This window comes from Cryobacterium sp. PH31-L1, assembly GCF_030063145.1.
In the GTDB taxonomy this organism is placed as follows: Bacteria; Actinomycetota; Actinomycetes; order Actinomycetales; family Microbacteriaceae; genus Cryobacterium.
This window is the reverse complement of record NZ_JASISM010000001.1, coordinates 206364-219103: the sequence shown is the minus strand read 5'-3', so window position 1 is coordinate 219103 and position 12740 is coordinate 206364. Positions and strand designations below refer to the sequence as shown.

General features: G+C 65.4%; 12 protein-coding genes. 2 read left to right on the top strand and 10 right to left on the bottom strand.

Annotated elements, in window-relative coordinates:
• Positions 1–1851 (bottom strand): glutamine--fructose-6-phosphate transaminase (isomerizing), encoded by a 1851-nt coding sequence (glmS, locus tag QMF22_RS01105; protein ID WP_283449470.1) that lies wholly within the window; start codon positions 1849–1851, stop codon positions 1–3.
• 34 nt (positions 1852–1885) lie between these two features.
• Here glmS and coaA point away from each other — a divergent pair, with 34 nt between their 5' ends.
• Positions 1886–2842, top strand: a complete 957-nt coding sequence (coaA, locus tag QMF22_RS01100; protein WP_283449468.1) for a type I pantothenate kinase — start codon at positions 1886–1888, stop codon at positions 2840–2842.
• Positions 2843–2887: 45 nt separating this feature from the next.
• On the opposite strand, the gene glmM is transcribed toward coaA, so the two are convergent.
• The 4 genes from glmM to truA all read right to left on the bottom strand — a co-directional run bounded on the left by glmM (position 2888) and on the right by truA (position 6328).
• Positions 2888–4249 carry a phosphoglucosamine mutase gene (glmM, locus tag QMF22_RS01095; RefSeq protein WP_283449466.1) on the bottom strand — a complete coding sequence of 454 codons (1362 nt, stop codon included), beginning with the start codon at positions 4247–4249 and terminating at the stop codon, positions 2888–2890.
• Positions 4250–4268: 19 nt separating this feature from the next.
• The gene (rpsI, locus tag QMF22_RS01090) at positions 4269–4754 is read right to left on the bottom strand and encodes a 30S ribosomal protein S9 (protein ID WP_283449463.1); all 486 of its coding nucleotides are present in this window, start codon (positions 4752–4754) and stop codon (positions 4269–4271) included.
• A gap of 50 nt (positions 4755–4804) precedes the next feature.
• Positions 4805–5251 (bottom strand): 50S ribosomal protein L13, encoded by a 447-nt coding sequence (gene rplM, locus QMF22_RS01085; protein ID WP_092107284.1) that lies wholly within the window; start codon positions 5249–5251, stop codon positions 4805–4807.
• Positions 5252–5389: 138 nt separating this feature from the next.
• Positions 5390–6328 carry a tRNA pseudouridine(38-40) synthase TruA gene (gene truA, locus QMF22_RS01080; RefSeq protein ID WP_283449460.1) on the bottom strand — a complete coding sequence of 313 codons (939 nt, stop codon included), beginning with the start codon at positions 6326–6328 and terminating at the stop codon, positions 5390–5392.
• 92 nt (positions 6329–6420) lie between these two features.
• On the opposite strand from truA, the gene QMF22_RS01075 reads away from it, so the two are divergent.
• Positions 6421–8376: an acyltransferase family protein gene (locus QMF22_RS01075; RefSeq protein ID WP_283449458.1), complete on the top strand. Its 1956-nt coding sequence runs from the start codon at positions 6421–6423 to the stop codon at positions 8374–8376.
• A gap of 4 nt (positions 8377–8380) precedes the next feature.
• On the opposite strand, the gene QMF22_RS01070 is transcribed toward QMF22_RS01075, so the two are convergent.
• From QMF22_RS01070 to rpsK, 5 genes are all read right to left on the bottom strand, one after another.
• Positions 8381–9424: a GNAT family N-acetyltransferase gene (locus QMF22_RS01070; protein WP_283449455.1), complete on the bottom strand. Its 1044-nt coding sequence runs from the start codon at positions 9422–9424 to the stop codon at positions 8381–8383.
• Between the two features lie 38 nt (positions 9425–9462).
• Positions 9463–10506: a GNAT family N-acetyltransferase gene (locus tag QMF22_RS01065; RefSeq protein WP_283449454.1), complete on the bottom strand. Its 1044-nt coding sequence runs from the start codon at positions 10504–10506 to the stop codon at positions 9463–9465.
• A gap of 92 nt (positions 10507–10598) precedes the next feature.
• A complete protein-coding gene (gene rplQ / locus QMF22_RS01060; protein ID WP_283449451.1) occupies positions 10599–11156 on the bottom strand; it encodes a 50S ribosomal protein L17 in 558 nt (185 codons plus the stop codon).
• A 49-nt stretch (positions 11157–11205) separates the two neighbouring features.
• Positions 11206–12195, bottom strand: coding sequence for a DNA-directed RNA polymerase subunit alpha (locus QMF22_RS01055; protein ID WP_283449449.1), 990 nt, complete (start codon positions 12193–12195; stop codon positions 11206–11208).
• 131 nt (positions 12196–12326) lie between these two features.
• Complete coding sequence (gene rpsK / locus QMF22_RS01050) at positions 12327–12725, bottom strand: 30S ribosomal protein S11 (protein WP_035834641.1); 399 nt, start codon at positions 12723–12725, stop codon at positions 12327–12329.
• Positions 12726–12740: the final 15 nt, after the last annotated feature.

Below are 12740 nucleotides of genomic sequence, written 5' to 3'. Positions count from 1 at the left end.
TTATTCGACCGTGACCGACTTCGCGAGGTTGCGCGGCTGGTCCACGTCCAGGCCCTTGGCGATGGCGAGCTCCATCGCGAACATCTGCAGCGGCACCACGGCCAGCAGCGGTTCGAACAGGGGTGCCGCGAGCGGAATGTGAATGACCGTGTCGGCAAACGGCAGCACGGCGGCGTCGCCGACCTCGGCGATGGCGATGATGCGGGCACCGCGGGCGCGGATCTCCTGAATGTTGGAGACGACCTTCGGGTGCAGATGGGCCGAGCCGCGCGGGCTCGGTACCACCACGAACACCGGCTGGCCGGGCTCGATCAGCGCAATCGGGCCGTGCTTGAGTTCTCCGGCGGCAAAGCCCTCGGCGTGGATGTAGGCGAGTTCCTTGAGCTTGAGCGCACCCTCGAGAGCGATCGGGAACCCGACGTGACGGCCGAGGAACAGCACAGCGCGAGTGTCGCTCATCCAGCGGGCCAGCTGACGCACCTCGTCTTCGACGCCGAGAACGGCCTGGATTTTCTCCGGAATGGCCTGCAACTCTTCGACCTGCACGGCCTGCTCGGCCTCGGTGAGGCTGCCGCGCACACGGGCGAGGTGCAGGGCGAACAGGTACAGCGCGGTGATCTGAGCGACGAAGGCCTTGGTCGATGCCACGGCGACCTCGGGGCCGGCGTGCGTGTAGATGACGGCGTCGCTCTCGCGCGGGATGGTCGCACCCTGCGTGTTGCAGATGGAGATGGCCTTGGCGCCGAGCGACATGGCGTACTTGACGGCCATGAGCGTGTCCATGGTCTCGCCGGACTGGCTGATAGAGATCACCAGGGTGTCGTCGCTGAGCACCGGGTCGCGGTAGCGGAATTCGTGGCTCAGTTCAACGTCCACCGGCACCTGGGCCCACTTTTCAATGGCGTACTTGGCAGTCTGGCCGGCGTAGGCTGCGGTGCCGCAGGCGACGATGACGATACGACGGATGCCCGCGAGCACGTCATCGCCGAACGCGGTCAGTTCGGGAACGACGACCTGATCGTCCGTGATACGACCGCGCAGGGTATTGGCGACGGCGTCGGGCTGCTCGGAGACTTCCTTGGCCATGAAGCTGGACCAGCCGCCCTTTTCACTGGCGGAGGCGTCCCAGGCGATGTCGAACTCTTCCGTCTCGACGGGGTGACCGTCGAAGTCTGTGACCGTGACGGCATCCGCTGTGATCGTGACGATCTGGTCCTGGCCGATGGCGACGGCGCGCCGGGTGTATTCGACGAACGCGGCCACATCGGATCCGAGAAAGTTCTCGCCCTCGCCGAGGCCGATGACGAGCGGCGAGTTGCGGCGGGCGCCGACGACGACGCCGGGCTGGTCCTGGTGCACGGCGAGAAGCGTGAAGGCTCCGTCGAGACGGGCGACGATGATGCGGAAGGCTTCGGCCAGGTCGCCGACGCGCTGGTATTCACGGCCGAGCAGCACCGCGGCGACCTCGGTGTCGGTCTCACTCAGAAAGGTGTACCCCTCAGCGAGGAGTTCGTCGCGCAGGGGGGCGAAGTTCTCGATGATGCCGTTGTGGATGAGGGCAAGCTTGTTGTTGTCACCGAGGTGCGGGTGCGCATTGCCGTCGGTGGGTCCGCCGTGAGTGGCCCAGCGGGTGTGCCCGATTCCGGTCGTGCCGTCGTTGATGGGGTGAGCCTTCAGCTCACTGGTGAGGGCCGACAGCTTGCCGGCTTTCTTGGCGGTGTTGAGCACACCGAAGTCATCGATGACGGCTATTCCCGCGGAGTCGTACCCACGGTATTCGAGCCGTCCGAGTCCTCCCATGAGAACGTCAACGGTTTTATTGCTTCCGACATAACCTACGATTCCGCACATGGAAGTCGATTTTAGTCGGACTAAGCTTGGGGGAATGTCCGATCCGGTGCTGGCCCCTGTAATGAACGGTCACGGTACCCCTTTTGTGGAGCTCGACCGGGCCGATTGGGCGGCCCTCGCGCCGACCACTCTGCTGCCGCTGAAAGAAACCGAGATCGTGCAATTGCGCGGCATCGGCGAGCCGCTCGACATCAACGAGGTGACGGATGTCTACCTTCCGCTCAGCCGTCTGCTCAACCTCTACGCAGCGAATGCCCGCACGCTGCACCGCGCTACCAGTGGTTTTTTGGGCGAACGCGCCCGCCCGACCCCGTTCGTGATCGGTGTGGCCGGCTCGGTCGCGGTCGGAAAATCCACTACGGCCCGGCTGCTGCGCGAGATGCTTGCCCGTTGGGACGACACTCCCCGGGTGGAACTGGTCACGACCGACGGGTTTTTATTTCCGAACGCCGAGCTGAATCGCCGCGGACTGATGGAACGCAAGGGGTTTCCGGAAAGCTACGACCGGCGTGCGCTGCTGCGCTTTGTGAGCGCGGTCAAGAGCGGCGCCCCCGAGGTGCGGTCACCGTTCTACTCGCATCTGAGCTACGACATCGTTCCCGACGCGCAGATTGTGGTGCGCCAGCCCGACATTCTCATCGTCGAGGGCCTCAACGTTCTGCAGCCGCCCGGCCCTGGGCACGGCCTGTCGGTCAGTGACCTGTTCGACTTCACGATCTACGTGGACGCCCGCACCCAGGACATTGCCCGCTGGTACGAGGAGCGTTTTCTCAAGCTGCAGCGCGGCGCGTTCGCCAACCCCAACTCGTTCTTTCACCGTTACGCCGACCTCACCGAAGATGAGGCTCGCAGCAAGGCACGCAGCATCTGGACCAGTATCAATCAGCCCAACTTGCTGCAGAACATTCGCCCCACCCGGTCGCGGGCGACCCTGGTGCTGCGCAAGGACCCTACGCACGCGGTCTCCACGGTTCTCCTGCGCAAGGTCTGACCAGCACCCCGCTGCCAACCTGGGCCTGGGCCCGGAAGATAACTTCTAGAGGGCCAGGCGGGCTCGGACCACGTCGGCGAGGGAGTGCGCCAGGCGGTCGGCGGTGTGCTGGTCGGCGGCTTCCACCATGACCCGAACCATCGGCTCGGTGCCAGAGGGACGCAGCAGCACGCGCCCAGTGTCGCCGAGTTCGGCTTCAGCGGCGAGGACAGCTTGGGCGATGACGTCGTCGGCGCCAAGACCCTTGTGGTTGACGCCGCGCACGTTGACCAGAATCTGCGGGTACACCGTCATGACGGATGCCAGTTCGGCCAAGGTTTTACCGGTGCGCGCCATTTCGGCGACGAGGTGCAGGCCGGTCAGGATGCCGTCGCCGGTGGTGGCGAACTTGGTCATGATGACGTGACCACTCTGCTCTCCGCCGAGGGAATACCCGTGGGCGTTGAGTTCTTCGAGCACATACCGGTCGCCGACCTTGGTCTGCACCATGGCGATGTCGTTGGCCGCCATCGCTTTGCGCAGGCCGAGGTTGCTCATGACGGTCGCGACCAGCGTGCGGTCTTTCAGCACACCGCGTTCGGCCATCGACACGGCGAGGATCGCCATGATCTGGTCGCCGTCGACGATGTTGCCCTCCTTGTCCACGGCCAGGCAACGGTCGGCGTCGCCGTCGTGGGCGATGCCGATGTCGGCACCGTGCTCGAGGACGGCCTTGGCGAGGTTGTCGAGGTGGGTGGAGCCCACACCGTCGTTGATGTTGAGGCCGTCGGGGTCGGCGCCGATCACTGTGAGGCGAGCACCCGCATCCGTGAACACCTGAGGCGACACGCCGGCGGCGGCGCCGTGGGCGCAGTCGAGCACGACGTGGATGCCGTCGAGGCGGTGCGGAAGGGTGGTGAGCAGGTGCACGACGTAGCGGTCTTCGGCGTCGGCAAAGCGACGGATGCGTCCAACGTCCCCGGCGATCGGCATCAGGGTGTCGCGCCCGATGTAGCTCTCGATGCGGTCCTCGACGTCGTCGGGAAGTTTGGTTCCGCCATAGGCGAAGATCTTGATGCCGTTATCGGGTGCCGCGTTGTGTGATGCAGAAATCATCACACCGAAGTCGGCACCGATGTCGTTGATCAGGAAGGCTGCAGCCGGCGTGGGGATGACCCCGGCGTCGAGAACATCGACCCCGCTGGAGGCCAGGCCTGCCGAAACGGCAGCGGTCAGGAATTCACCGGAAATTCGCGGGTCGCGGGCGACCACGGCGACGGGCCGGCGGCCCGCTTCAAGACGTGCTTGGGCACGACGACCCTTGGTCAGCACTGCGGCGCTGGCCTGGGCAAGGCTCAGGGCCAGGCCAGCCGTGAGATCACGGTTGGCCAGGCCCCGAACGCCGTCCGTGCCGAACAGACGAGTCATTTCGTCGTCGGCTATCGGGTTAGCGCTTGCTGAACTGAGGTGCCTTACGGGCCTTCTTGAGTCCGGCCTTCTTACGCTCCTTGACTCGAGCGTCGCGGCTGAGGAAGCCGTTCTTCTTGAGGACGGCGCGGTTGTTTTCTTCGTCGATCAGGTTCAGGCAGCGTGCGATGCCGAGCCGAAGCGCACCGGCCTGGCCGGACGGGCCACCACCGGTGATGCGGGCGATGACGTCGTACGAGCCGAGCAGGTCAAGAACCTTGAACGGGTCGTTGATCAGCTGCTGGTGCAGCTTGTTCGGGAAGTAGTCAGCGAACTCGCGGCCGTTGACAACGATTGTGCCGGAGCCGGGGACGATGCGCACGCGGGCGATGGCCTGCTTGCGACGGCCGACGGCTGCGCCGGGAACGTTGAGGACGGCGCGGGGCGCCTTGGTTACGGTTTCGGCCGGAGTCTCGGTGGAGTAGCTCTCCGGAGCCTGGTCAATCTGGTCTGCGATCTTCGCCACGATGATGGGAATCCTTTTTATCTAAGAGTCGAGAAGTCTGGTTGCCGGCGCTACTGCGCGACCTGGCTGAGTGTGTACGGCTTGGGCTGCTGAGCGGAGTGCGGGTGCTCAGGGCCGGCGTACACCTTCAGCTTGGTGAGCTGGGCGCGACCGAGCGAGTTCTTCGGCAGCATGCCGCGAATCGCTTTTTCGACCGCACGGGTCGGGTGCTTCTCGAGCATCTCGGAGTAGTTGGTCGCCGTGAGTCCGCCCGGGTAACCGGAGTGGCGGTAAGCGATCTTCAGGTCGAGCTTCTTGCCGGTGAGGGCAACCTTCTCGGCGTTGACGATGATGACGAAGTCGCCACCGTCCATGTGCGGGGAGAAGGTGGCCTTGTGCTTGCCGCGCAGCAGGATTGCCGCGTGGCTGGCCAGACGTCCGAGGACGATATCGGTGGCATCGATGACAACCCAGTCGTGCTGGAGTTCGCTTGCCTTGGGGGTGTAAGTGCGCGTCACTGTTGTGCTGCTTTCTTCTTTTTCGAACGGAGGTGTTCGTGAATCCCGCTCCGGGCGTGTTTTCGTGATGAGAACACTGTCGATGGAGGGCTCACGTTCGGGTGCCGTGCTGCAACGCACAGACACCGAGGGTCAACACTAGTCGGAGGCGACCGCAGACGCAACTTGCCCAGGAAGCGAGCGCCGGTTGCGCGTGTCGATGGCGCGCTGCGCGAGTGACGCGTCGTCGGGGTAGCCGACGTCGATCAGGGTGAGGCCGTGCGCCTGCATCACCTTGAACTCGCTGATGCGGTGCTTGTCGAAGTGCAGGTGCGCGAGGGTGCTGCCGTCGAGGCGCCCTTCCCCCACCGCCACGCAGGCGCCGACCATGGCGCGCACCATGCTGTGGCAGAAGGCATCCGCCTTAATGCTGGCGATGAGCAGGCCGTCCTCATCTCGCTTCCAGCGAAAGTCCTGCACGGTGCGGATGGTGGTGGCGCCGGGCCGCGGCTTGCAGTACGCCGCGAAGTCGTGCAGGCCGACGAGCGCCGCCGCCGCGGCGTCCATCGCGGCAAGGTCCAGTTTGAACGGATGCCACGTGGTGCGCAGCCGCTGCTGCGGGTCGTGCAGGGCCACGGGATCGGCGATGCGGTATTCGTAGCGTCGCCACATGGCGGAGAACCGGGCGTCGAAGCCGCCGGGCACAACCGTGGCGCGGCGCAGCACGATGTCGGGCTTGGTCACCAGGATGCCGCCGAGGCGGCGCAGCACGGCGGTGCCGAGGTCGACCGGCGGGCGGTTTCCGGTGCCGCGCTGGATGCGCACCAGGGAGTGCGCCTGCTCGGCGGTGAGGTCGAAGTGCGCGACCTGCCCGCGGGCGTGCACCCCGGCATCCGTTCGGCCGGCGACGATCAGGGTGGGGTGCGGGGGGAAACTCTGCAGAATGCCGGCGAGGCCATTTTCGATGTCAGCCTGAACGGTTCGAAAGCCCGGTTGGCGGGCCCAACCGGTAAAATCAGTGCCATCGTAAGAGAGGTCAAGACGGATGCGCGTGGAGCCGAGCGCGGCATTCGCGGCGCGGGGCACAAAAAGATTCACGGGGGTAAGCCTAGGCGGCGCGCTCGGGTTATCGTTGAAACCGGCCCCCGGCCCACCCCCATAATGAGTGCCAAAGAAACCATGTATTGCCCATGACTCGTTCCCCGCGTTCATTCCCAGTCACCGGGAGAACTCGGTCAGCGACCGCCGCGATCGGGCCGGTCAACACTCCCGTGCTTGGACCGACGAATGCCCCGCGGAGCTCTCGTCTGGCCGGCCTCGACGGCCTGCGTGCGCTCGCCGTCATTGCCGTCGCGCTGTACCATTTCTTTCCGGCGATACTGCCCGGCGGCTTCATCGGCGTGGACGTTTTCTTCGTGATCAGTGGTTTTCTGATCACCGGACTTCTGGTCTCCGAGCACACCCGCACCGGGCGCATCTCGCTCCGCCGATTCTGGCAGCGGCGCGCCCGCCGTCTGGTACCGCCGCTCATTCCGGTCGTGCTGATCAGCTGCACGATCGCCTTCGTGATCGGCGGCGACGTGCTGGTGGGTCTCGGCGCCCAACTCATCGGGGCCAGCACCTTCGGTTACAACTGGGTGTCGATCGCCAGTGACGCGAGCTATTTCAGCGTCAACGAGCCCGAACTGCTGCGCAACCTGTGGTCGCTCGCGGTGGAGGAACAGTTCTATCTGGTCTGGCCGTTGCTCCTGCTGGCCGTGCTACTGATTCGCCGGCCGCGCGTTCGGCTGATCATTGTCACCACGTTGTTCGTCGCCTCTGCCCTGTGGATGGGTGTGCTGTACCAGCCCGGAGCTGACCCGACCCGCGTGTACTACGGCTCCGACACCCACAGCTTCGGCCTGTTCGCGGGCGCCACCCTGGCTCTGCTGCTCCGTCGACCAAGCGGACAACGCAACGAAGTGCCCCGATTGCGTCCGTGGCTCGGCGGCGCTGCCATCCTGACGATCATCGCTTTCGCACTCTGGCTGCCGGAAGACGGCACAGCCACCTACCACGGTGGCCTCGTGGCGGTCTCCGTGGCCACAGCCGTCGCCATCTGGGCGGGAGTGCGCGGCGGCCGGTTCGGGCGGCTGCTCGATGCGGCCCCGCTCCGCTACCTCGGAGAGCGCTCCTACGGCATCTACCTGTGGCACTGGCCGATCCTCGTGCTGGTGCAGCTGCTCTGGCCGGCATCGTCCCGCGCGAACAGCCTGCTGGCGATCGGCCTTGTCGCCACGGTCATCACCCTGCTCCTCGCCGCATTGTTATACCGCTGGCTGGAAATGCCGATTCGGCGGGTCGGCGTGCGCGGCAGCATCGGTCAGATCGGTGCACTGTGGACCGGCCCTACCCATCGCCGCCGCCTGGTCGCGGCAACGGCGGCCCTGTCGGTGCTGCTGGTCGGCGGTACCACCGCCGCCGTCGTGGCCGCGCCGGCGCAGACCTCGGCGCAACTGCGCATCGAGAGAGGCCAACGAGCAATGGATGCCGCGGCCCGGGCGGCCGCGCAGGCTGCGGCCGCCGATTCTGCCCGCCAGGCCACTGCCGCCCCGGCCCTGGTCGACGGACCGATCACCGCGATCGGCGACTCCGTCATGCTGGCGTCGGTTCCGGAATTGCAGACCACCTTCGCGGGCATGACCGTTGACGCGTCGGTCTCCCGCGGGATGTATTCCGCAGACGACATATTGCTGGCGCTGCAGGCGGCAGACCAGTTGCAGCCGGTTGTGGTGATCGGGCTCGGCACCAACGGGCCGATCACGACCGATGAACTCACCGAGATTCTGCGCATTCTCGGACCCGACCGGCAGCTCGTGCTGGTCAATGCCTACGCCGAGCGGGACTGGACTGACACGGTCAACGCCAGGCTCGCCGAGTTCGCCGCGGGCAATCGTCGGGTCGAACTCGCGAACTGGCACGACGTGATCGCGGGACGCCTGGATCTGCTGGCCGGCGATCACGTGCACCCGGGGCCGACCGGCGGCCAACTCTACGCCGACGAGGTGCATGCCGCGCTTCAGCGTCTCGCCGCAGTGCCGCCGCTCGCGGACGCCAGCTGGCTGCTGCGTGCCCCCGACGCGCCCAGGACGCCGCCCTACCGTTGAGGCCTTAGAACTCGAGCACGTAGGCGAGCTCACGATTGGTGGCGAAGAAGCCCATGCCGGTGTACAGGTCGAGCGCGCCGGTCGGGCTCGCCGAGTCCACGTCGAGGGTGGCCCGCTCGTGCCCGGCGGCACGGCTGGCGGCCAGCTGCGCGGCCAACAGGGCCTGCGCGATGTGGCGGCCGCGCCATCCGCTCAGCACACCGACCAAGCCGATGTAGCTGCTGCGGTAGCCGGCCGCTGTCCAGTCGTCTTCGTTCACGCTCGACATGATGAAGCCGACGACCTGCTCGGCGCCGCCCTCGGCGGTTGCGAACGCGACGAAGGAAAGGTCATTCACGAACGACGGCCCGGTGACGTAAGCGTTCCAGCTCTCGTCGGGAATGGGCTGGCTCGACCAGTGATCCATGAAGGCGGCATCGCGCGCAGCGTGCACCGCGGCCGAGAGATCGGGCGTATACGGCGCCAAACGGATGCCCGCGCCCACCCTGACCTCACGGATCGGGTCGGCGAGCATGCGGTCGAGGGTGAGAAAGTAGCGCGTGCAGGCGAGATCGAACCTCTCGTAGAGGCGCCCGTTCTGCGGTGCGCGCTCGTCGGAGAATGTGGAGATCCATCCGGGCAGCAGCTTGTCGGAGGTCGCCAGTTGCTGCAGGCCGCGGGCGACCTGCCAATCCAGCAGCTCACGCCCAATGCCCCGGCCGCGCACCTCGGGCAGCACCCCGCCGCTCAGGTTGGCTTTCACCAGGGTGTGCTGGCCCGGCTGCAGCAGCACGAGGCCGTGTGCGACTATGCGCCCGTCAGCGTCGACGGCCACGAGGGTGTCCCGTTCGACGTCCACGAACGAGAACGTGAAGGCCTCGCTGATTTCCTCCCGTTCGAGCACATAGTTCGGGTGGTCGGCGCGGCCGATTTCTTTCTCCAGCTGCCAGACGGCGTCGATGTCGGCGGGAGTGGCCGGGCGCCACAGTGCGACCTGGGCATGTTCGGGAATGGGCAGCTGCGCGGGATCGGTCACGCGCGCGGAGAGTGGAGTCGTGTGATCGGTCATGGTTCACCCTATCCGCGACGCCTCGAACGCGGCCAGGCCTAGAACTCCAGCGAGTAGGCCATCTTCCTATGGGTGGGGACAAAACCCATGCCGGTGTACAGGCCGAGGGCACCGGTGGGGCTCGCAGAGTCCACAGCGAGGGTCACCCGCTCGTGGCCGAGGGCCTGACCGGCAGCCAGCTGCGCAGCCAGGAGGGATTGCGCGACGTGGCGGCCACGCCATACGCTCACGACGCCGACCAGGTCGATGTAGCTGCCGGTGAACCCCTGGGTGGCCCAGACGTTCTCATTCGCGGTTGACAGCACGAAGCCGACGACCTGCTCGGTGCCGGTGTCGTCGGTTCCATAGGCCACGAACGACAGGTCGGGGCGAAACCATTTTCCGCCCACGAAGGCATTCCAGTTTTCGTCACTCATCGGCTGACTGCCCCAGTGGTCCATGAAGGAGTCATCGCGGGTACGGTGCACCTCGGCCGAGACTGCGTCGGCATACGCGGCAATGCGGATGCCGGCGGCCGCGTGGATCACGCGGATCGGGGCATCCAGTGGGCGTTCGAGGGTGAGAAAGTAGCGTGCGATGCTGAGGCCGGCGTGCTCGAACAGGGCGGCGTTCTGCGGGGAGCGTTCGTCGGCGTAAGCGAGGATCCAGCCGGGCAGGGCCTTCGTCGATGTGGCGAGCTGCTGCTTCGCCCGAGCAAGCTGCCAGGCCAGCAGCTGGCGGCCGATACCGCGGCCGCGCAGCACCGGGTGCACCCCGCCGATCGGCATCGACCGTGCGAGGCTCACCTGGCGGGGCGGGAACATGACCATGCCGACCGCGACGATTCGACCAGCTGAGTCGAGTCCCACGAGCGAGTCAACCTCGGGGTGAAAGTGCGAGTAGCCGAAGTCGGCGGCGATCGCGCCGCGCGCGGTGAGGTAGTTGGGGTGGTCGACTTCGCCCATATCGTGGCGCAGCTGCCAGATTCCGTCGATGTCGTCGGTGGTTGCGGGCCGCCACGCCGGGACATCCGGGTGCTGCGGAAGAACCGGAGCCGGGGCTACCCCCACGCGTTCGGCCAGCGAAGTCTGGTGTACATCCATCCCCCAACCCTATCTTTCGTCGAGAGCGCAAAAAGTGCCCGATTGAGCGATCCAATCGGGCACTTTCCGCGCTCTCGCGAGCGGGGGTGATGCTACTTCTTGTCGGCCTCTGCTGCAGCGTCTTCGACGACTGCATCCTCAGCTACGACATCTCCAGCAACAACGGTCTCTTCGACGACGGCATCCTCGACGACAACGTCGTCAGCGACGACATCCTCGACTACGACGTTCTCGGACCCGATGGGGGTCGCGGCAACGGTCGCGGTCTTGGAGCGCTTGACCTTGGGGGCCAGGGGCTCGAGAACGAGCTCCATCTGCACCATGGACGCGTTGTCACCCTTGCGGAAACCGAGCTTCGTGATGCGGGTGTAACCGCCCTGACGCTCGTTGACCTGCGGGGCGATGACCGTGAACAGCTCGTGCACGACGGTCTTGTCGGTGATCGTTGCGAGAACGCGACGACGGGCGTGCAGGTCGCCGCGCTTGGCGAACTGCACCATACGCTCGGCGAGCGGACGCAGGCGCTTGGCCCGAGTCTCGGTCGTCTTGATCGACTTGTGGGTGAACAGGGCCGCGGCCAGGTTCGCAAGCATGAGGCGCTCGTGCGCCGGGCCGCCACCGAGACGGGGGCCCTTTGTGGGCTTAGGCATTGGTAATCTCCAGTATCAAAAAATCGAAAGGCAGCGGGAAGCGCGAGCCTTAGATGGTCTCTTCTTCGTAGCCGCTGTAGAAGTGCGCGCCGTCGAATCCGGGAACCGAATCCTTCAGGGACAGGCCAAGCTCAACGAGCTTGTCCTTCACTTCGTCAACCGACTTCTGCCCGAAGTTGCGGATGTTCATCAGCTGGGTCTCCGAGAGGGCGACCAGTTCGCTGACGTTGTTGATGCCTTCGCGCTTGAGGCAGTTGTACGAGCGCACCGACAGGTCGAGGTCTTCGATCGGAATCGAAAGCTCGGTCGAGAGCACGGCGTCAACCGGCGCGGGGCCGATCTCGATGCCCTCAGCGGCGGTGTTGAGCTCGCGGGCCAGACCGAACAGCTCGGTCAGGGTGCGCCCAGAGGATGCGATGGCGTCGCGAGGCGAGATAGCCGACTTGGTCTCCACGTCAACGACGAGGCGGTCGAAGTCAGTGCGCTCACCGGCACGAGTTGCCTCGACGCGGTAGGTCACCTTGAGCACGGGCGAGTAGATCGAGTCGACCGGAATCTGGCCGGCCTCGGAGAACTCGTTGCGGTTCTGGGCGCTGGAGACGTAACCACGTCCACGCTCAATGGTCAGTTCGAGTTCGAACTTCGCCTTGTCGTTGAGGGTTGCGATGACCAGTTCGGGGTTGTGCACTTCGACGCCAGCCGGAGCCGAAATGTCAGCGGCGGTGACCTGGCCGGCACCCTGCTTGCGCAGGTACGCGGTGATCGGCTCGTCGTGCTCGCTCGAGACGACGAGTCCCTTGATGTTCAGGATGATCTCGGTGACATCTTCCTTCACCCCGGGAACGGTGCTGAACTCGTGCAGCACGCCATCGATACGGATGCTGGTTACAGCAGCGCCCGGGATCGAGGAGAGCAGGGTACGGCGAAGCGAGTTGCCGAGGGTGTAGCCGAAGCCAGGTTCGAGCGGCTCGATGATGAACCGTGAACGGAACTCCGAGATGTTCTCTTCGGTGAGCGTTGGACGCTGTGCAATAAGCACTGTTGATTCCTTTCGGCTAAGTGTCCGCTATATGACACTTGCAATGACGAGAGAGTGAAAAAGTGAAAGAAAAGAATCCCGACGGGGCTCGCAAACGATTGCCGAGCCCTGTCGAGATGACAGCTTGTGCTTTAGACGCGGCGGCGCTTCGGCGGACGGCATCCGTTGTGAGCCTGGGGCGTCACGTCGTTGATCGAACCGACCTCGAGGCCAGCGGCCTGCAGCGAACGGATCGCGGTCTCGCGGCCTGAGCCGGGTCCCTTGACGAAGACGTCAACCTTCTTCATGCCGTGCTCCTGCGCCTGGCGGGCGGCCGACTCGGCGGCCAGCTGTGCGGCGAAGGGGGTCGACTTGCGCGAACCCTTGAAACCAACCTGGCCCGAAGAGGCCCAGCTGATGACGGCACCGGTTGTGTCGGTGATCGACACGATCGTGTTGTTGAAGGTGCTCTTGATGTGGGCCTGGCCCACAGCAATGTTCTTCTTTTCTTTCTTACGCGGCTTCCGTACGGCCGACTTGGGTTGTGCCATGAATTTCTCCTGAAT

Coding starts and splice junctions, on each gene's coding strand:
- glmS (WP_283449470.1), bottom strand. CDS start 1,851: ATGTGCGGAATCGTAGGTTATGTCGGAAGCAATAAAACCGTTGACGTT.
- coaA (WP_283449468.1), top strand. CDS start 1,886: ATGTCCGATCCGGTGCTGGCCCCTGTAATGAACGGTCACGGTACCCCT.
- glmM (WP_283449466.1), bottom strand. CDS start 4,249: ATGACTCGTCTGTTCGGCACGGACGGCGTTCGGGGCCTGGCCAACCGT.
- QMF22_RS01075 (WP_283449458.1), top strand. CDS start 6,421: ATGACTCGTTCCCCGCGTTCATTCCCAGTCACCGGGAGAACTCGGTCA.
- QMF22_RS01070 (WP_283449455.1), bottom strand. CDS start 9,424: ATGACCGATCACACGACTCCACTCTCCGCGCGCGTGACCGATCCCGCG.
- QMF22_RS01065 (WP_283449454.1), bottom strand. CDS start 10,506: ATGGATGTACACCAGACTTCGCTGGCCGAACGCGTGGGGGTAGCCCCG.
- rplQ (WP_283449451.1), bottom strand. CDS start 11,156: ATGCCTAAGCCCACAAAGGGCCCCCGTCTCGGTGGCGGCCCGGCGCAC.
- rpsK (WP_035834641.1), bottom strand. CDS start 12,725: ATGGCACAACCCAAGTCGGCCGTACGGAAGCCGCGTAAGAAAGAAAAG.